The organism is Desulfosporosinus sp. I2 (genome assembly GCF_000960765.1).
Classification (GTDB): Bacteria; Bacillota; Desulfitobacteriia; order Desulfitobacteriales; family Desulfitobacteriaceae; genus Desulfosporosinus.
The window spans coordinates 1-18,974 of record NZ_JYNH01000091.1 but is presented as its reverse complement, the minus strand read 5'-3'; the positions used below and the strand labels follow the sequence as shown (position 1 = coordinate 18,974).

Annotated in this window: 15 protein-coding genes, 2 pseudogenes and 1 riboswitch; of the genes and pseudogenes, 14 read left to right on the top strand and 3 right to left on the bottom strand. The window is 43.5% G+C overall.

Annotation, left to right across the window (positions count from 1 at the left end; genetic code table 11):
• The 4 genes and pseudogenes from UF75_RS17555 to UF75_RS30270 form a co-directional block, all read left to right on the top strand.
• Nucleotides 1–466: glutamate mutase L (locus UF75_RS17555; RefSeq protein ID WP_197079445.1), on the top strand; the 466-nt coding region annotated here is incomplete at its 5' end.
• Nucleotides 467–502: 36 nt separating this feature from the next.
• Nucleotides 503–1,369, top strand: coding sequence for an isocitrate lyase/PEP mutase family protein (locus UF75_RS17550; RefSeq protein WP_045575879.1), 867 nt, complete (start codon nucleotides 503–505; stop codon nucleotides 1,367–1,369).
• An 83-nt stretch (nucleotides 1,370–1,452) separates the two neighbouring features.
• Nucleotides 1,453–2,262 carry a methyl-accepting chemotaxis protein gene (locus tag UF75_RS30795; RefSeq protein WP_045575878.1) on the top strand — a complete coding sequence of 270 codons (810 nt, stop codon included), beginning with the start codon at nucleotides 1,453–1,455 and terminating at the stop codon, nucleotides 2,260–2,262.
• 52 nt (nucleotides 2,263–2,314) lie between these two features.
• A pseudogene (locus UF75_RS30270) lies at nucleotides 2,315–2,476 on the top strand (methyltetrahydrofolate cobalamin methyltransferase); the annotation flags it as partial.
• 59 nt (nucleotides 2,477–2,535) lie between these two features.
• Here the strand turns inward: UF75_RS30270 and UF75_RS17540 are convergent.
• Complete coding sequence (locus tag UF75_RS17540; RefSeq protein WP_045575877.1) at nucleotides 2,536–2,916, bottom strand: RidA family protein; 381 nt, start codon at nucleotides 2,914–2,916, stop codon at nucleotides 2,536–2,538.
• A 392-nt stretch (nucleotides 2,917–3,308) separates the two neighbouring features.
• Here UF75_RS17540 and UF75_RS17535 point away from each other — a divergent pair, with 392 nt between their 5' ends.
• From UF75_RS17535 to UF75_RS17490, 10 genes are all read left to right on the top strand, one after another.
• On the top strand, nucleotides 3,309–4,910 hold the full coding sequence (locus UF75_RS17535) for a sigma 54-interacting transcriptional regulator (RefSeq protein WP_045575876.1): 1,602 nt from the start codon (nucleotides 3,309–3,311) through the stop codon (nucleotides 4,908–4,910).
• A 194-nt stretch (nucleotides 4,911–5,104) separates the two neighbouring features.
• A complete protein-coding gene (locus UF75_RS17530; RefSeq protein ID WP_045575875.1) occupies nucleotides 5,105–6,475 on the top strand; it encodes an amino acid permease in 1,371 nt (456 codons plus the stop codon).
• Between the two features lie 168 nt (nucleotides 6,476–6,643).
• Complete coding sequence (locus tag UF75_RS17525; RefSeq protein WP_045575874.1) at nucleotides 6,644–8,026, top strand: tryptophanase; 1,383 nt, start codon at nucleotides 6,644–6,646, stop codon at nucleotides 8,024–8,026.
• Between the two features lie 189 nt (nucleotides 8,027–8,215).
• A complete protein-coding gene (gene pdxS / locus UF75_RS17520; RefSeq protein ID WP_045575873.1) occupies nucleotides 8,216–9,100 on the top strand; it encodes a pyridoxal 5'-phosphate synthase lyase subunit PdxS in 885 nt (294 codons plus the stop codon).
• Nucleotides 9,101–9,512: 412 nt separating this feature from the next.
• Complete coding sequence (amrA, locus tag UF75_RS17515) at nucleotides 9,513–10,778, top strand: AmmeMemoRadiSam system protein A (RefSeq protein ID WP_045575872.1); 1,266 nt, start codon at nucleotides 9,513–9,515, stop codon at nucleotides 10,776–10,778.
• Nucleotides 10,771–11,742: an AmmeMemoRadiSam system radical SAM enzyme gene (amrS, locus tag UF75_RS17510; RefSeq protein WP_045575871.1), complete on the top strand. Its 972-nt coding sequence runs from the start codon at nucleotides 10,771–10,773 to the stop codon at nucleotides 11,740–11,742. Before amrA ends, amrS begins: the two co-directional genes overlap by 8 nt.
• Nucleotides 11,743–11,808: 66 nt before the next feature.
• Nucleotides 11,809–13,566, top strand: coding sequence for a LytS/YhcK type 5TM receptor domain-containing protein (locus UF75_RS17505; protein WP_242860306.1), 1,758 nt, complete (start codon nucleotides 11,809–11,811; stop codon nucleotides 13,564–13,566).
• The gene (locus UF75_RS17500; RefSeq protein ID WP_045575869.1) at nucleotides 13,563–14,372 is read left to right on the top strand and encodes a LytTR family transcriptional regulator DNA-binding domain-containing protein; all 810 of its coding nucleotides are present in this window, start codon (nucleotides 13,563–13,565) and stop codon (nucleotides 14,370–14,372) included. The genes UF75_RS17505 and UF75_RS17500 overlap by 4 nt, the downstream gene beginning before the upstream one ends.
• A 163-nt stretch (nucleotides 14,373–14,535) precedes the next feature.
• Entirely contained in the window at nucleotides 14,536–15,975 is a 1,440-nt protein-coding gene (locus tag UF75_RS17495) for a carbon starvation protein A (protein WP_045575868.1), read from the top strand.
• A gap of 72 nt (nucleotides 15,976–16,047) precedes the next feature.
• Nucleotides 16,048–16,338: a CC/Se motif family (seleno)protein gene (locus UF75_RS17490; protein WP_045575867.1), complete on the top strand. Its 291-nt coding sequence runs from the start codon at nucleotides 16,048–16,050 to the stop codon at nucleotides 16,336–16,338.
• 248 nt (nucleotides 16,339–16,586) lie between these two features.
• On the opposite strand, the gene nhaB is transcribed toward UF75_RS17490, so the two are convergent.
• Complete coding sequence (gene nhaB, locus UF75_RS17485; protein ID WP_156146493.1) at nucleotides 16,587–18,092, bottom strand: sodium/proton antiporter NhaB; 1,506 nt, start codon at nucleotides 18,090–18,092, stop codon at nucleotides 16,587–16,589.
• Between the two features lie 576 nt (nucleotides 18,093–18,668).
• Nucleotides 18,669–18,737 (bottom strand): annotated as a pseudogene (locus UF75_RS30265) (disulfide oxidoreductase); the annotation flags it as partial.
• A gap of 79 nt (nucleotides 18,738–18,816) precedes the next feature.
• Nucleotides 18,817–18,920: riboswitch (cyclic di-GMP riboswitch) on the bottom strand.
• Between the last annotated feature and the right edge of the window lie 54 nt (nucleotides 18,921–18,974).

Sequence of the window (18,974 nt, the reverse complement as noted above, 5' to 3'; positions counted from 1 at the left end):
TGGAGTTTTGGCCAAAGTTGGTTTAGAAGGCGAAGAGTTAACCAAGGAGATCCAAGTTTATGTACAGTATCTCGAAAAGAACACTGGACACATCTGCATCAATGAAAAAGAGATAAACTTTGATAAAGCGTTAGCTATTAGTGCCATAGAAATCGCCATTAAGCGGCATGCAGGGTATTTGGCTCAGAGTTTTGACCCTGTTCTCGGTATTGTGCCGGGAACACCTGTCGGTCGGGATTTGCGTAAAGTTCAGAGAGTTATCGCAGTGGGGGGCATTTTCGCTCATTCGACCAAAGAAGAGGCCTTGAAAATTTTGCACAAATCCTTCGCCGATCGAGGAATTTCTTTACTGCCAGAAAAACCTGAGTTTGTGGTGGATCATAATTATCAGTTATATACCATTGGGGCTATGGCTGAAGAATATCCTAATGAAGCTCTAATGTTGGCAAAAAATAACATTTCATAAGATACAGAAAAAGGTTGAATTAAGGAGCTAATCATTATGAATAAAGGTAAAGTGTTAAGGGGTTTATTAGCAGCTAAAGAAATTTTAATTGCCCCAGGGGCCCATGATGTCTTAACCGCAAAGATCATTGAGAAAGCCGGTTTTCAGGCCGTTTACATGACAGGCTATGGCCAAGCGGCAAGTCATTTGGGTACAGCCGACGTTGGATTAATGACAATGAGCGAGATGTTAGCTAGGGCAAACAATTTTGCCAGTGCCGTAGATGTTCCAGTAATAGCTGACGGCGACACGGGATTCGGAAATGCTATTAACGTTATGAGAACAGTGCGGCAATATGAAATGGCTGGAGTAGCCGCTATACAATTAGAAGACCAAGTGGCACCGAAAAAGTGTGGACACATGACGGGACGTCAGGTCATTCCAATGGAAGAAATGGTGGGTAAAATCAGGGCGGCCGTCGAAGCGAGAAATAATCCTGATTTCGTGATCATTGCCCGTACGGATGCCCGAACGATTCATGGAATTGACGAGGCTATTCACCGTGCTAAAGCTTATGAAGAAGCAGGGGCTGATATGATTTTTGTTGAATCACCAGAATCGGTCGAAGAGATGAAGAGAATCACATCCGGTTTTAACGTTCCGGTTTTAGCAAATATGGTAGAGGGTGGACGAACTCCTCTTCTATCTGCTCAAGAATTAGAAAAGTTAGGATATGATTTGGTCATCTTCCCGACGGCTTCAACGTACATGGCGGCTCAAGCGATGAAGAATTTAATGGAAGTACTCATGAAAACAGGATCCACTGAAAGCTTAATACCAGAAATGATTCCATTTCAAGAATTTAATGAATTAATCGGTCTGGCGGAAATTCGTGAGTTAGAAGCGAAATTCGTTATTGGTTAGGGTACTTTCCAATTTCCCCTTTTTCGATTAACGTATGGACTTATGAAAAATAAGTGAGAAGAAAATTGAGGAGGGTGAAGCTAGTGAAGCTCGAGGCCTTTTTAGAAGTTGCTACTGAGTTACAACAACTCTATGATGAGGAGGTCGCGGTATGTATTCTAGATACAGAGAAAGTGTTAGCTTGGTATCCGGGGCCTAACCTGAACATGAACGTAAAAGTGGGCGACCCCTTGCCTAGAGGTGGAATATCCGAAGAAGCTATCCATACTGGTAAACGAATTGTAAGGCGTGTACCGAAAGAGGTATTAGGAATTTCCTACGTGGGAATAGGCTATCCGATTAAGGAAAACGGTATTGTAGTCGGGTGTGCCATCATCGACATTTCAGTCGCTAAGTATGATACGTTGACCGACGCTGGTCAGGATATATTAGCAGCGGTAGAGCAAATATCCGCCTCTGCCGAAAACTTGTCGGCTTCTTCTGAGGAACTTGCGGATACCGTGAAAAATATGGATAAAGAGACTACCCACGTTCTTCAGGAGATTGAACATACGGGTAAAGTAAAGGATGAAATCCATAAGATTTCTATGCGGACTAATATCCTTGGACTGAATGCGTCTATCGAGGCCGCTAGAGCCGGTGAATTTGGTCGGGGGTTTTCGGTTGTTGCTGATGAGGTTCGGAAGCTCTCCGAATCCACAAGAGTCTCGACAACGGAAATTGAGATTGACCTAAAAACTGTTCAAATTTCCGTCCTTAACCTGATCGAAGCGATAAATCAGCTGGGTACAGTTACAGAGTCTCAAGCCTATGCAGCTACCGAACTGTCATTAGCCCTTGGGCAGATTGCTAGTTTAGCGGAAAAGCTTGTTGAGATTGGTACCCGAAGATAACCGACGGCTCCAATGTATATAACGGCACAAGCCATGCTTTATTGGTTCTTATTTTGCCATTATGTCCATTGGCAAAGGGTTGGATGGTCTCATCATTAACCCCTTGGACAAGATGATGATGGCTAGTTTGATCACTGCTGAGGTACTGGCTGGCAGGGATAACTATTGTGTCAAGTATCTTAAGGCCTTTCGAAACAAGCAGTTTAAGTTCTAGTTTAGACAATAAAAGGCTCCATGAAAGCGCATGCGTTTTCATGGAGCCTTTACATTTCATTATTCAGCTAGAGCAATCGCTTCAATTTCAACAATTGCATCCTTTGGCAATCGAGCAACTTGTACAGCCGAACGGGCCGGGGGGTTATTTGGGAAATAGGTGGCATAAACGGTATTCATCGCTGCAAAATCATTCATGTCTTTCAGAAAAACTACGGTTTTTACGACTTTATCCATCGAAGAGCCTGAGGATTCTAGAATTGCTTTGACATTATCTAAAGATTGTTTGGTGGCTCCTTCAATATCAGCGACCAATTCTCCACTTTGTGTGTTGATAGGGAGTTGTCCGGATGTGAAGATTAAGTTTCCGACTTTAACCCCTTGAGAATAGGGGCCGATGGCCGCAGGAGCATTTTGGGTATTAAGAGTTTCTTTATTCATGATGTTCTACCTCCTTGAAGTTGTCATGGCTTAAACCAAGTATTCTTCTAATGCATGACACAACTGATTTATAGTATACCTGATTTTGTGGCAATAGACCAAGCAATTTGCATGAATAAAACTAAGTGGGATATTAGGATTTAGTTAGCATCAACAATATTAGTGATTTAGGATTCGTGGCAGTTAGCTAGCGGATAAAATTATTTAGGTTAGTTTGTTCTAATTAAGCGGGTTTTATCAAAGTAAATGATCAATAGACCAAGTTAGTTGAACCGTGGAATTTAAGTTATAATTGAGTAAACTGAAAACTCTTAATAGAGATGACCAATTTATCACAATAATTAAGTAATAATGCTAAAAGCCTTAGATAATTTTGTAGAGGGAGGATAGCCATGGAATTTCTAGAACGTGTAGTTCAAATTGATTTTGAAGATCGCTTGGGATTGGGAATGGAGATCTTTGAGGTTTGCGAAAAGACTGGGGTTGATAAGATTGGCATGGAGGTCATTCCGAATCAAGGCATGTATATCAAATTTCGTTGTTCTTCCGATAATCAGGTTCGAAGCCTACTAAAGGACCTGGAAGCCGTTAAAGGGGTTCTTTTGGTAAACTTACGCGATCAGATGCCCTATGAAGAGAGAGAGCATGAGTTAAGGACTATTTTGAACTCTGTGAGTGAAGGGATTGTCGCTGTTAATAAAGACGGAGATATTATTCAGATTAATAAAGTGGCCTGTGAAATATTCCATTGTTCATATGAAGAGGTAATCGGATCAAATGCTGAGGGGTTGTTTCAAGAGAATGCTCCCATTCTAGACACCCTTAAGACAGGACTACCCTATCTACTCGAGGAACGGGAATTTAAAAAGGGAAATCGGATTATTCATTTTTTGACAACAGGGGTTCCAGTGCTCAATGCCAAAGGTCAGGTGATTGGAGCGGTTGCCACCATGAAAGATTTCCGTCAAGTAGAGGAGATTATTTCAAGGGTCGACAGGAAGAAACATTTAACGTCATTCGGAGGAATCATTTATCAAGGTGCTAAGATGCGTCAGGTTATAGAAACCGCTAAAATGGTGGCGAAAGGTAACTCAACGGTCTTATTGCGCGGGGAAAGTGGAACAGGAAAAGAGTTGTTTGCCCGCGCTATCCATATGGAAAGTTTGCGTAAGCAGGCTCCCTTTATTGCGATTAATTGTGCGGCTTTACCGGATAGCCTACTAGAAAGCGAGCTTTTCGGCTATGAAGAAGGTTCATTTACAGGGGCAGTAAAAGGGGGGAAGAAGGGGCTTTTTGAACAAGCTGAACATGGAACAATCTTCTTAGATGAAATTGGGGAAATTCCAACACAGGTTCAGGTCCGGTTACTTAGGGTTTTGCAAGAAGGTACAATTCGACGGGTCGGGGGTGGCAAGGAACTTGTGGTCGATGTTCGAATTGTGGCAGCAACTCATCGCAATTTGGAAGAAATGATCCCCAAGGGTGAATTCCGTGAAGACCTTTATTATCGGCTCAATGTTATCCCGCTGCGAATCCCCTCGCTTCGAGAACGTCGTGATGATATTCCACTCATTGCCCAACATCTTATCCGAAAAATATCCGTGAAGTTAGGCAAAGCGGAAATCCATTTAACTAAAGAAAGCGTTGAATTGTTGATGAGCCAATCCTGGCCTGGAAATGTACGACAACTCGAAAACACCCTAGAACGGATTATCAATGTTATGGATTCCGTTGAGATTACCCCTCAGCATTTCTATGAATGGACCGATTTAGTTTCTAGCCCCTACACTTCAGAGTCTGGGGCGGGAAATTTTCTGATTAAGATTCCGGTAGAAAAAGAATGGCCTACCTTAAAGGAAATTGTGAGTGACGTTGAAAAACAGGTCCTTATACGGGTACTGAAAACCCATGCGTCCTCTAGAAAGGCAGGAAGGATACTCGGAGTTTCCAATACGACGATTTTAAATAAAATGAAGAGTTATGGAATTGACTAAGAATATAATTCATACAAAGTGACAAGAATTATTATCACTGATAAGAATTCTTGTCACTTTTTCTTATCACTTGTTAGTTATTGGTTGAAATAATGGCAAGATTCTTATAGAAGTAGTGGCATGAAAATTGCAATTATTGAATTATGCATTAAATTCTAACTTATCATCAGGGAAAAGCAGAGGGAGGCAAAGTTATGAGTATCCAGGAACAAACTGAAAGTGGTATGCAAAGAGGACTGAAGAACCGGCATATCCAAATGATTGCCTTAGGTGGAGCTATCGGAACTGGGCTGTTTTACGGATCAGCCGAATCTATTCGATTAGCAGGACCTGGTATCACACTGTCCTATCTCATCGGAGGCTTAGTTATTTTCTTTATTATGAGAATGCTGGGCGAAATGTCTGTGGATGAACCTGTTTCCGGTTCCTTTAGTCATTATGCGTACAAATATTGGGGCGAGTTTCCCGGTTTCCTCTCCGGCTGGAATTACTGGTTTAACTACATTATCGTCAGCATGGCCGAATTGACCGTCGTGGGTATTTATATTAATTATTGGTTTCCAACCTTTCCACAGTGGTTGTCCGCACTGATATTTCTGGTTCTTATTACGCTGGCAAACTTAGTTAATGTTAAATTATATGGAGAATTCGAGTTCTGGTTTGCAATTATTAAAGTGGTTGCCATTCTAGGGATGATCATATTTGGAATAATGTTGATCTTCACTGGAATTAATGGACAAGCCACGGGATTCAGCAATCTTTGGATTCATGGAGGCTTCTTGCCTAACGGAGTAGGGGGCCTAATTCTTTCCTTAGTGGTTGTTATGTTTAGTTTTGGAGGGATTGAACTAATTGGGATCACGGCCGGAGAAGCAGAGAACCCGAAAAAGACGATTCCAAAAGCCATTAACCAAGTTATGTGGCGTATCCTAATCTTCTATGTTGGGGCCTTAACCGTTATGATGATTATCTTTCCTTGGAATTTGGTCGGGATGGATGGAAGCCCTTTCGTTCAAATCTTCTCGAAGATGGGGATTCCTGCTGCGGCAACTATCTTAAATGTTGTGGTTTTGACAGCTGCTCTCTCAGTTTATAACAGTGGTATTTACAGTAATGGTCGGATGCTTTATAGCTTGGCCAATCAAGGGAATGCTCCTAAATTATTTGGTAAATTGAATAAGAGAGGAATTCCTGTAGCTGGAGTTTTAGCCTCTTCTGCACTAACGCTTGCGGCAGTAGTCCTAAATTATTTAATTCCGGGAAAGGTCTTTATGTACTTGATCTCGATCGCGGTCATTGCAGCGATTATTAACTGGACTATGATCATTATTACGAGTCTGAAATTCCGCAAGGCTAAAGGGGAAAATGCCGATAAACTAGAGTTTAAAACCCCATTACACCCGTATAGTAATTATCTTGCTTTAGCCTTCCTATTGATGATTGCGGTTTTGATGACCACAATGCCAGATATGAAAATGGCTGTTTACATTCTCCCCTTGTGGTTATTCATTCTCTGGGTTGGCTTTAAACTTAAAAAGACCATGGGGAATCAGAATAATGCTTAAATGATCAGTATTTCTTTTCGCCTATCAGAAGTTGACAATTTTTATGAATTTGCCAAGCCATGTTGGAAAACACTAATTTAGGTAATTATGAACTCTTCCGGCAGTGGCACGAAACTTGCAATACTCTAATCATATCCAAATTATCTGGAATAAAGGGAGGAACTTTTAATGGCTAGAAAAGCAGAACCTTATCGCATTAAAATGGTTGAATCCATGCGCATGATTTCTCGTGAAGAGCGTCTGGTAAAACTTAAAGAAGCTGGGTATAATCCCTTTCTTTTAAAATCTGAGGATGTTTATATTGATCTTCTCACTGATAGTGGTACAGGCGCTATGAGTGACAGACAGTGGTCCGCCTTGATGCTTGGAGATGAGTCCTATGCTGGAAGTAAATCCTTCTTTAAAGTGAAGGACGCAGTAAAAGGAATCTTTGGGTATGATTATACAATTCCGACACACCAAGGTCGCGGAGCAGAGCAAGTCCTCTTTCCTCATTTGAAGAAACACGATGGACAATTTGTCCTCGGCAATATGCATTTTGATACGACGATGGCTCATATTGAAATGAACGGTATGGTTGCTGTAAACCTTGTTATTGAAGATGCCTTTGATACGCAAAAAGAACATCCGTTCAAGGGGAACTTCGACCTAAAAAAACTCGAGAATTTTATCGTCGAAAAAGGTCCTGAAAACATTGCTTTCATTATCGTGACAATAACCTGTAACTCTTCAGGGGGACAACCAGTTTCCATGGAAAATTTCCGAGGGGTTCGGAAAATCGCGGATAAATACTCCCTGAAGATTGACATTGACTCCGCTCGTTTTGCCGAGAATGCCTATTTTATTAAAAAACGTGAGCCGGGTTATGAAAATAAGAGCATTCAAGAGATTGTTAAAGAAATGTATGATATGGGCGACTACTTTACAATGAGTGCCAAGAAGGATGCCATCGTCAACATGGGCGGGCTGATAGGCATTAAGAATGAAAAGGAATTGTATCAAAATGCCTGCACAACCTGCGTTCCTATGGAAGGCTTCGTAACTTACGGCGGGCTCTCTGGCCGTGATATGGAATGCTTAGCGGTTGGACTCTATGAAGGTATGGACTTTGATTATCTCGAAAGTCGAATTGGACAAGTAGAATACCTCGGAAAAGAACTTCGTAAGCGTGGTATTCCCATCCAGTGGCCCGTTGGTGGACATGCTGTTTTCGTGGATGCTGGAAAGTTCCTTCCTCATATTCCTGCAGAACAGTTTCCGGCCCAAGCTCTTAGTAACGAACTATACCTGGAGGCCGGTGTCCGTCCGGTTGAAGTAGGTTCTTTACTATTGGGTCGTGACCCAGTGACCGGAATTCAAAAGAAGGCCGATGTTGATTTCATGCGTTTGACTATTCCACGCCGTGTCTATACAGACAACCATATGGATGTGGTCGTGGAGGGTTTAGCGAAGATTTGGGAACGTCGGGACCAAATTAAAGGCTTGGAGTTTACCTATGAGCCGAAAGTGCTCCGTCACTTCCTTTGTAACCTTAAACCGATCGAGGACTAAGTTCTAAAGCTTGTAAGAACGAGCAAGAAGCTTATGCACAAGCGCAGTGAAAGTTTACTGCGCTTGTGCGCTGTTTTGAACCCATTGGTTGACCCGATGTCTAAAGGTGATGTGCCCATGTGCCCAGTTGATAAAGTTTACTGAGGGGTTTAAATAATGACGCTAAGTCATGTTTAGGAGGAATAAGTAATGTCTGAAAAAGGTACTTGGGCTTTGAAAAGAGGCTTGGCTGAAATGCTTAAGGGTGGAGTTATCATGGATGTAACCACTCCTGAACAAGCAAAAATTGCGGAAGAGGCGGGCGCCTGTGCTGTTATGGCGTTGGAAAGGGTGCCTTCGGATATTCGTGCGGATGGTGGGGTTGCTAGAATGGCTGACCCATCGATTATTCAGCGGATTATGGAGTCGGTTACGATCCCAGTAATGGCTAAAGCCCGAATTGGACACATGGTCGAAGCTCAGATTTTAGAGGCACTCGGAGCAGATTATATTGATGAAAGTGAAGTCCTCACTCCAGCTGATGAAGAATTTCATATTTATAAGCATGATTTCCAGGTTCCATTCGTGTGTGGAGCACGAAATTTAGGAGAAGCCCTTCGCCGGATCGGTGAAGGGGCAGCTATGATCCGAACCAAAGGAGAGCCTGGAACAGGTAACGTTGTAGAAGCGGTTCGGCATATGAGAAAGGTAATGAGCGAAATTCGCTTTCTTCAAAATCTCCCGAAGGAAGAATTAATGACCGCTGCCAAAAATATGGGTGCACCTTATGAGTTAGTGGTTCAAGTCGCTGAACTTGGAAAGCTGCCCGTTGTTAACTTTGCGGCGGGAGGAATAGCAACTCCAGCAGATGCGGCGTTGATGATGCAATTGGGGTGTGATGGGGTCTTTGTAGGATCGGGAATCTTTAAGTCAACGAATCCGGCTGCACGTGCTAAAGCGATTGTGGCGGCAACGACCCATTACCGTGACAGTCAGATTTTGGCGGAGATATCTAAGGACTTGGGAGAATCAATGCCAGGACTTGAAATATCAACTCTTCTTAAATCAGAACGCATGCAAGACCGTGGTTGGTAAGCTTAATTAGATAATAAGGTCTCTCCCAAAATATAGGGTTGTTTAAGGGGTGTGTGAAAACTCAGTCCCCGAAACTCTAAGTGGTTGCAACAAGCAAAAATCGTCCTATTTCACTATCAAAGTGGAGTGAGGACGATTTTGTTTTGTTGTTATAGAAGCAAAAGTGGGGATGTGAAAACAACTTAAACAAGTTTTAGTACAGCCTTATCTCTGCCCTTTTAAGTTCAGTTATTGTTTACTAACTTTGAAACATATGAAACATATGAAATATATGAAATATGGAGCCGTAATCATCACATGTGCAGGATATTCTTAGCCTAGGCAAGAACGAAAAGGTGAGACTGATTTTTCGAATGTTTGCTGGGGTTCAGGGTAAAATAGGATATTATATGTGTTAAAAGGAGCTGGGGTTATGAGTTTAGTCTATTCGGTATTTGTTCCGCATCCACCCCTCCTCGTCCCAGAAGTCGGACGGGGAGAAGAACGTAAGTGTCAAGCAAGTTTGGATGCTTATCGTGAGATAGCACGGCGTCTTTCCCAAGCGGAGGTAGAGACTGTAATTTTGGTTTCGCCGCATGCACAGCTTATTAAAGACGGGATCACTCTCACCATAGAGGATAGAGTTCAAGGGGACTTCTCTCAGTTTGGGGCAGGGCAAGTGAACTTATCGTTTGCCAGCGACGCAGGGATCATTGCGTTATTTAAAGAACACCTTTCGAGAGTGGTTCCGGTGCGGGGGGGAATTGATCATGGCGCCTTTGTACCACTATATTTTTTACATGAAGCAGGGTGGAACCGGAAAGTCGTTCTCTTGGGAATGCCTTTGGAACATCCGGAAGAGTATGGTAAGCTTATGGGGCAAATCCTTGAGAACTTACCTGGACGTTATGCTCTTGTGGCTAGTGGGGATCTTTCCCATCGCTTGAAAAAGGACGGGCCGTATGGCTTTGATTCTGCCGGACCAGAATTTGACCAACTTGTCGTGAATTTACTGCAGAGGGATACCAAAAAGATTGCTGTTTTACCAGATGATCTTGTTGAAAAGGCAGGCGAATGTGGATACCGGAGTCTTCGCTTGGCATTGGCTGCTAAAGAAGGAGCGCCTGAAATACTGTCCTACGAAGGGCCATTCGGTGTGGGATATTTGGTAGCAGATCTGTATCATGCCTCATCTCTACCGCAGTGGGCACGACGTTGTCTAACGACCTATTTAGAGAAAGGTAACCCTGGTCTACTGGATTTACCAGACATGTCCTCAGCTGAGTTCGCGGTGCGGAGGGGATGTTTTGTCACGCTAAAACAAGACGGAAATTTACGCGGGTGTATTGGTACAACCGAGCCTTGGCAGGAAAATCTAGCTTTAGAAATTCAACATAATGCGATTGCTGCCGGAACCCAAGATCCACGTTTTCGTCCAGTTCGAGTCGAGGAAATAGATTCTCTAAGCATCACTGTAGATGTCTTGGGGGAACTCGAGAAAATTGCAGGACCTGAAGAATTGGACCCCTGGAGGTATGGAGTTGTCGTTCGTCAGCGTGGGAAAAGCGGGCTTCTACTCCCTCACTTGGAAGGGGTTGATACCGTTGCAGACCAAATCAGTATTGCCAAACAAAAGGCGGGGATTTCTGACGGCATAACGGAACTCTGGCGCTTTGAGGTTAAGCGACATTATGAGTAAGACAAATGAAAACTCCTACCGTTCAAGTTGTCTCTTGTGTCCCCAGCATTGTCAATTAAGACATGGGCAGATGGGTCGATGTCATGCCCGGGAGAACCGAGAGGGAGAGGTCGTATCTCGAACTTATGGCGAAGTAGCGGCTTGGAATATGGACCCGATTGAGAAGAAGCCCCTTTATCATTTTTATCCTGGATCCTGGATTTTTTCCGTAGGAGGTTTTGGTTGCAACCTAAGGTGTTCGTTTTGTCAAAATCACGAAATATCCCAGCAGCATCAAGTTGGAAAAAAAGCCACTCCTGCCGAGCTTGCAGAGCTTGCTGGGCAGGAACAGAAATCGATAGGATTGTGTTTTACGTATTCAGAGCCGAGCGTGTGGTTTGAAATGATCCGGGATACCGCTCCCCTAGTGCGAGCTCAAGGGGGTAAGGTGGTATTGGTGAGTAACGGAACGATTTCGCCACGCTTTCTCGAGGAGTTAATTCCGTGGCTGGATGCCGTCAATATAGATATTAAAGCCTTTTCGGAGGATTTCTATCAACACTATTGTGGAAGTAAACTAGCTTGGGTTTTAGATAATGTTGAACGTTTGGCTGGTCGGGTTCATTTGGAAGTTACAACTCTCGTCATTCAAGGGGCAAATGATAATCCGCAAGAGCTTACTGAATTGGCCCGCTGGCTTCGCCGGCTTAATGTTCCACTGGCTTGGCATCTGAGTGCCTACCATCCGGCATATCGACTCGCGGTTCCGCCTACGGAGCGAAAAACCTTAGAACGGGCATGGGATATAGGAAAAGAGTATCTGCCCTATGTGTATTTAGGAAATGTCAGAGGTGGAGGTACGACGTTTTGCCCCCGGTGTGGTGAAGCTGTAATTCATCGCGAACCTGTCTTGGTTAATCGATTGAATCATGGGTGTTGCCCAAAATGTGGAGAGGGCATTTTCGGGGTTGGGATGAAAAGCTAATCATGGAACTCACAATTTAGAAGTGATAGTTTAAAAGTGGATAAAATGCAAAGGAGTCTCCTAACCGTGCAACTTTTATTCCTAATGATTGAACATATCGGCCTGATCGTGGCCATCGCGTTTATGCTAACAAGACTAACTACGTTTCGTAATCTCATCGATCATAAACTCGATCGTTGGACGATCATTCAACTTTCGATCGTATTTGGGTTATTCGGAATCGTCGGCACGTATACCGGGATTTCGATTCGACCCAGAACAGAATCTCTTCTTTGGATTCCCCGCGTAGAGGCAATCGGTTTTGAAGAGGCTCTCGCGAATTCACGGGTCGTGGGTGTCGTAATCGGTGGACTTTTAGGTGGGCCCTGGGTGGGCCTTGGAGCAGGGCTGATCGCGGGTATTCACAGAGCCCTTCTCGGTGGCTTTACTGGGTTAGCTTGTGGGATTTCCACAGTGACGGAAGGCTTAATTGCCGGCCTCGTTTACCTTAAAATCGGGAATCGGAGAATCCTCCCTACTTCAAAAGCTTTTTTGACCGGGGTCATTGCGGAGACGTCTCAAATGCTGATCATCCTTCTCATTGCTAGACCCTGGGAAAGTGCCGTTGCTTTGGTTCAGGTCATTGCCCTGCCGATGATCCTGGCCAATAGTTTTGGAATCACACTTTTTGTCGTAATTATACGATCTGTTATACACGAAGAGGACCGTATCGAAGCCAATCAAGCCCAAAAAGTCCTCCACATAGCCGATCAAATGCTGGTCAATCTCAGTAGAGGGCTCACTGAAGAATCTGCAACCCAGATTTCTAAGCTTCTTTTAAAAACTACGGGTGTTTCTGCGGTCTCGATTACGGATCATGAAAAAATCCTATCTCATGTCGGGATAGGGGATGATCATCATTTGCCAGGACACACCATTTTGACTGAAGCGACGAAGCTAGTACTTAGAACTGGGAGACTATACATACCTAAATCCCTAGATGAGATCCACTGTCCGCAAAAAGGCTGTCCGCTTGCGGTAGCTATCATTGTCCCTTTGAAAAAGGCAGATGAAGTGATTGGGGTTTTAAAATTCTATTTTTTAAACCCCAAACAGATTAAGCCAGTCGATGAGGAAGTAGCCCAGGGTCTAGGTAAACTTCTCTCGCATCAGCTTGAAGTGGTTGATGCGCAGAACCATGCCCAACTCATCCGAGAGGCTGAGATTAAAGCACTCCAAGCGCAGATGAACCCTCACTTCTTATTTAATTCCTTAAATACCATTGTTGCTCTCGTGCGTATACAACCCGATATGGCACGTAAACTTCTGATTCAACTTGGGAACTTTTTCAGGCAGAATTTAAATGCCTCTCTTCACGAATTTGTCACCCTAGGACAGGAACTAGAGCATACTCGAGCCTATCTGGATATTGAACAAGCTCGTTTTACAGAACGCTTAAGTGTTAAACTTAAAATCGATCTTACGCTAGAAAATGTTCTTTTACCCCCACTTACACTCCAACCTCTTGTGGAGAATGGAATACGTCATGGGCTAAAAGGACTTGAGAAAACCGGCGAAATCCTCGTTCATGTGAGAGAATCCGAGGGGTATGCCCTCATTTCTGTGCAGGACAATGGAATTGGAATTTCCCCGGATCGAATTGCTGAATTACTTCACAATCGAATCGAATCTCAAGAAGGGTCAGGCCTAGCCTTATATAATGTGAACCAGCGTCTGTTGTACCATTTTGGCGAGGAATCCCAACTTCATATTGACAGTGAATTGGAGCAGGGAACATGTATCTGGTTTAAAGTTCCGCTACAGAAGGGAGGAGGTATGGCGTGATTTCTGTCGTTATTGCCGATGATGAACCACTCGCTCGTGATGAATTGACGTATCTCTTAAAGCAATGTAAAGATATCGAAATTGTGGGAGAAGCGACCCAGGGCACAGAGGCTTTAGAAAAAATCCTAACCCTCAAGCCTGATGTGGCCTTCTTAGATATCCACATGCCCAATCTGGATGGTTTAACGGTAGCGAGAAAATTGCTCGAAGAGGATCAAACGTTAATGATTGTTTTTGCGACAGCCTATGACAAGCATGCCATTCAAGCCTTTGAAGTCAATGCCATAGACTATTTACTGAAGCCTTTTGATCAGGAACGCGTATTAAAAACGGTGGAGCGAATCCGGCAAGGAGTCAGACATCCCAAGAACGATTCACAAAATGAAGCGCTCCATAATTCCCTCATGGATATTCTAAAGAAGATGGGCAGAGAAAGCATATCCGCAGCAACCGGCCAAGTTCGAGCTCCAAAAATCTCAAAACTTGCGGTTCAAGGCGAAGATAGTGTCGTTTTGATTGATCCTCAAGACATTCTTTACGTCTACCGTGAAAACCGGGATGTTTTCATTAAAACGACTAATAAAGTGTATACAACAAAGTACACTTTACAAACTCTCGAAGAAAAGTTAGCAAGCTATCCTTTTTTTCATGCTCATCGGAGCTACTTAGTGAATTTAAACTTTGTACATGAATTAGTTCCTTGGTTTAATGGAGCCTACACGCTAATTTTAAATGACGAAAAACGTTCTAAAGTACCTGTGAGCCGAGCTTATGTTAAGGCCTTAAAGGATTTATTGGAAATCTAGTTTATGACATCTCTGCAAAACGTGCTTAAGAAACCCACTTTCAGACATCCCTTTTGACATAATAGACTTATTTTTGGCATTCTCCTCTCAACTTGATTTAAACTAAGGACAGTCGATCGATCAACTTGTCCTTGTTATATTTAGATCTAAGAGGAGGATTTTTATGATTACTTTTTTATTATCCTTTGTAGCACTTATCGTAGGTTACATGGTCTATGGTAAATTTGTCGAAAAGGTTTTTGGAATTAATGAAAACCTTGAAACTCCAGCCTATGCTAAAACGGATGGAGTCGACTATGTTCCCATGGGCTCAAACAGAGGGAGTCTCGTTCAACTCTTAAACATCGCCGGTCTGGGGCCAATCTTTGGACCGATCGCGGGTGCTTTATGGGGCCCAGTCGCTTTTCTTTGGATCGTACTCGGAGGAATTTTTGCTGGTGGAGTACACGACTATTTTAGTGGTATGCTTTCCGTGCGCAACGGTGGAGCACAACTCCCGGATATTGTTGGTAAGTATCTAGGCAAAGGAATGCGTCACTTTGTTAATGGCTTTTCTGTCGTCCTCTTGCTACTTGTGGGAACGGTTTTCGTGGCCGGTCCTGCCAACTTAATTGTCACGCTTACTCCATCTTGGATTAGTTTAAGCGTCGTAACGGCAGGAATTTTTATCTATTATATTTTAGCAACCCTTCTACCCATCGATAAGATTATCGGTAAGATTTACCCTCTCTTTGGTGCGCTGCTTATTATCATGGCGGTCGGCGTAGGCATCGGGCTGGTTGTTGAAGGATATCATATCCCTGAACTTACCTTGAGTAATCTTCATCCTAAGAATTTACCCATGTGGCCTTTACTCTTCATTACGATCGCCTGTGGTGCGATTAGTGGATTCCATGCCACTCAATCTCCGCTTATCGCCCGTACGATTCAGAATGAAAAACAAGGTCGTAAAATATTCTATGGCATGATGATTGGAGAATCTGCTATTGCCCTCATTTGGGCTGCTGCCGGAATGGCCGTTTTTGGTGGAACCGGCGGATTACAAGCAGCTTTAGCGGCTGGCGGACCTGCTGCAGTCGTCCGCACAGTATCTATTACCCTGCTTGGATCTATCGGTGGAACGCTTGCCATTCTGGGGGTTATCATTCTCCCGATCACTTCCGGAGATACCGCGTTTCGGGGCGCTCGACTGGTTATCGCTGACTTCTTTAAAATGAACCAAAGACCTATTTCCAAGCGTTTGGCTATCTCGATTCCTATTTTTGCGATTGCTTTCGGTTTGAGCAAGATCGACTTCAACTTTCTCTGGAGATACTTCTCCTGGGCGAACCAAACGACAGCGATGATCCTTCTTTGGGCTGCTGCTATGTTTCTTGTTAAGGAAAAACGCCTGCATTGGATTGCAACAATTCCTGCCATTTTTATGACGGCAGTGACTTTCACTTATCTTTTACAGGCTCCGGAAGGCTTCGGTCTAGCGACGAGCATTTCCTATCCGGTCGGACTTCTAATTACTCTCGGAATAACGTTGCTCTTTGCCAACAAAGTCCGTAAAGAACGCAGAATGGAGACAGATAAAATTGTTCCTGCTTCTGCGAAGTAAATTTTAAGCTCTATGTGGTATTTATGAGTGCAGTTTCTAAAAGTTTTTAGGTGAAAAGGGAGAGATATAAGAATGGTCATACCCCAAGTAGACCTTCAGGTTAATTTATCTGAACAGGCCATTGAATATATCAAAGAACATGGTGGAATCCTCACCCTCGATGAAGCTCCTCAAACTGGATGTTGCACAAACATCGTCTTCGTCGGAGCACATTCTGGAAAGCCTCAAGAAGAAGGGTATTTCGGAGTGAAGGAACAAGACGGGATCCAGATCTTCTATGACCCGTTTATTATCAAGCAAGATAAACATTATGAAGTAGTTTTAGAAGGTTTATGGAAGTTGAAGACCCTAAGGGTATATTAGTACGAAAAAGGGTGGCCCAATGCGAATAGAAGCATTGGGCCACCCTTTTTCGTACTAGGCAGAAAGTATAACTTTCGTTAATACTTTCTGGAAGGCCCCTAGCAAGATGGGTATCCTATAAAAACATTACAACTCAAGAAGGAACTTTGCTAAGAGTTAACCGTTCAATCCAGGTAGAAGGACGTTCTCAAAAATGAAAACCAGAGGCATGTTTCGCTGTGCCAAAAATGAAGCTCATACTTTTAGGATTACAATAGGTACATTGTTGCCAGTACACCTGTAAGAGACATAACGATGGTGTATGGCAGAGCCAGTTTCACCATTTCCATGTAAGACAGGCGAATCAGCGGAGCAAGTGCAGAGGTCAACAGGAACAGGAACGCCGCCTGACCGTTTGGTGTAGCAACGGAAGGGATGTTTGTACCCATGTTGATTGCAACTGCCATCTTGTTGTAATGCTCCAGCGCAATGCCTCCAGCTTCAAACGCTTTCTGTGTTTCGGTCATATATACGGTAGCAACAAATACGTTGTCACTGATTGCAGAAAGGACACCGTTTGCCGCAAAGAAAGCGACAAGCTGATCCTGTCCTTCCTGGTGCAGTACCCACTGAATGATCGGCGTAAACAGATGCTGGTCATGAATAACCGCAACGATGGAGAAAAATACGACCAGTAGCGCAGTAAACGGCAGTGCCTCTTCAAACGCATGACCGATGCGCCCTTCTTCAATAACCCCGTTGAAAGCGGTAAGCAGGATGATAATCATCAGACCAATAATACCTACTTCTGCCAGGTGCAACGCCAGGGAGAAGATTAGCAGAACGCCGCATACAGCCATAATAATCAGGCGTACACGTCCGCGAGTATCCATGGCAGCATCTTTGGCTTTTGCATCATCTTCCATAACCTTTCGAACAGACTCAGGAAGCTGATAGCCGTACCCCCAAAACTTGGTGACTTCAAGGGTAATGGCGGTCAGAAGCCCGGCGATCAGTACCGGGATAGACACAGGTGCGCTGTTTAAAAAGAAATCAACGAAGTCCCATTTCATAATGGAGCCGATCAGTAGGTTCTGCGGTTCACCAACCAGTGTTGTTGCTCCACCCAGCGCAGTACCCACAGCACCATGCATCATAAGATTGCGCAGAAAACCACGGAACTGGTTCAAGTCCTCCTGATATATGTCATCAACAATATGGTCGTGATTGATGTCATACTTTTCGTATACTTTTTCGCTGGAAGCAAACTTGTGGAAGATGTTGTAGAACCCATATGCCACGGCGATAATCACCGCCGTTACGGTTAGCGCATCCAGAAAAGCGGAAAGAACTGCACCCAATAGAGAGAACAGGAAGGCAAGCGCGACTTTAGAGCGTACTTTGGTAAGGATCTTGGTAAACAGGTACACAAGACCTTCTTTCATAAAATAGATCCCGGCAACCATGAACATCAGAAGCAGAATAACCGGCAGGTTCAGTTCAACTTCGTGATAGACCGAATGCGGGTGAGTAAGCCCGATCAAAACGGCTTCGATCGCAAGAAGTCCACCTGCAGGGAGCGGATAACATTTTAGCGCCATTGCAAGGGTAAAGATAAATTCCACAATCAACACCCAGCCAGTAACGTACTTACCGACTGTAAACATCAAAATAGGGTTCAACACCAGAAAAGCAAGAATTGTTGTTTTGTACCAGCTTGGAGCGTGACCCAGAAAATTTGCTCTGAATGCCTGTCCGATACCCATCTTATTCATATACACTCCTCCAAAATGAGAAAATTCTATATTCGCCTAACAACATTGTAAATATTCACAGGTCAGTCACTTACTGTAGTATTCTGCAGTATTACCATTTTTTGTATCAAGTATCGCTGCTAAACCTGCGTACCGCTCCACACGAGCGTAGCCGGAAAAAACTTGTTTGGATTAAAACTAAAAAGCGTCGATTGCTAGTTCCTAAATGAGTAACACCAGCAAAGTCAACAATCCTGCTCCGCAAGAGCAATTACTACGCGATGTAAGAATAAATCCGTAGGTCAGGAGAAAAATACTACAACAATTAAGTCAATGTTCAATTACCTCCTTTGAAAACGCTAAATAACTACTTCGATTATCCTACTAATGCGTCGCGGTATAAGAATAATGCGCAATAGTAAATCCACAATGCTCCCATAAAATGATCTCCCTGGGCCTATTCATACAGGGAGATCATTATTAAATTCGGTTAATTAATTAACTGTTCTTTCTATTTCCTTCAATGTATGACTAAGTTACATCAATTCCATGAGCTAGAGCACCCTGCTCTATGTTCTCAAAACGAGCGGCCATTCAACCAAAACAATGCATACCATATTTCAGAAATACTTCGACAGTTTCAGGATGTCTTGAAACGACTTCCACCTCCGGTTAGTATTGTTTAGCATTCCCAAAATAAAAAGAGAGTAGTCAAATATGACTACTCTCCCCAGAGAAGTTCGATGCTTGTAATCTGGCGATCCTAGCGTAATTTCAGGCGTCTGAAATTAGCCTTAGACCCATGACTTTAGCGTCCTTCACTTTCGTCGAAGTTTACCCCAACCTGATCCATGATTATTAATTTTCTTATAAATTAATTAGTTCAATTATTAGTAATATATC

Excerpts from the sequence above, each read along its gene's own strand:
- UF75_RS17490 (WP_045575867.1), top strand. The coding sequence starts at position 16,048 with ATGGTCATACCCCAAGTAGACCTTCAGGTTAATTTATCTGAACAGGCC.
- UF75_RS17525 (WP_045575874.1), top strand. The coding sequence starts at position 6,644 with ATGGCTAGAAAAGCAGAACCTTATCGCATTAAAATGGTTGAATCCATG.
- UF75_RS17540 (WP_045575877.1), bottom strand. The coding sequence starts at position 2,916 with ATGAATAAAGAAACTCTTAATACCCAAAATGCTCCTGCGGCCATCGGC.
- pdxS (WP_045575873.1), top strand. The coding sequence starts at position 8,216 with ATGTCTGAAAAAGGTACTTGGGCTTTGAAAAGAGGCTTGGCTGAAATG.
- UF75_RS17535 (WP_045575876.1), top strand. The coding sequence starts at position 3,309 with ATGGAATTTCTAGAACGTGTAGTTCAAATTGATTTTGAAGATCGCTTG.
- amrS (WP_045575871.1), top strand. The coding sequence starts at position 10,771 with ATGAGTAAGACAAATGAAAACTCCTACCGTTCAAGTTGTCTCTTGTGT.
- nhaB (WP_156146493.1), bottom strand. The coding sequence starts at position 18,092 with ATGAATAAGATGGGTATCGGACAGGCATTCAGAGCAAATTTTCTGGGT.
- UF75_RS17530 (WP_045575875.1), top strand. The coding sequence starts at position 5,105 with ATGAGTATCCAGGAACAAACTGAAAGTGGTATGCAAAGAGGACTGAAG.
- amrA (WP_045575872.1), top strand. The coding sequence starts at position 9,513 with ATGAGTTTAGTCTATTCGGTATTTGTTCCGCATCCACCCCTCCTCGTC.
- UF75_RS17550 (WP_045575879.1), top strand. The coding sequence starts at position 503 with ATGAATAAAGGTAAAGTGTTAAGGGGTTTATTAGCAGCTAAAGAAATT.
- UF75_RS17495 (WP_045575868.1), top strand. The coding sequence starts at position 14,536 with ATGATTACTTTTTTATTATCCTTTGTAGCACTTATCGTAGGTTACATG.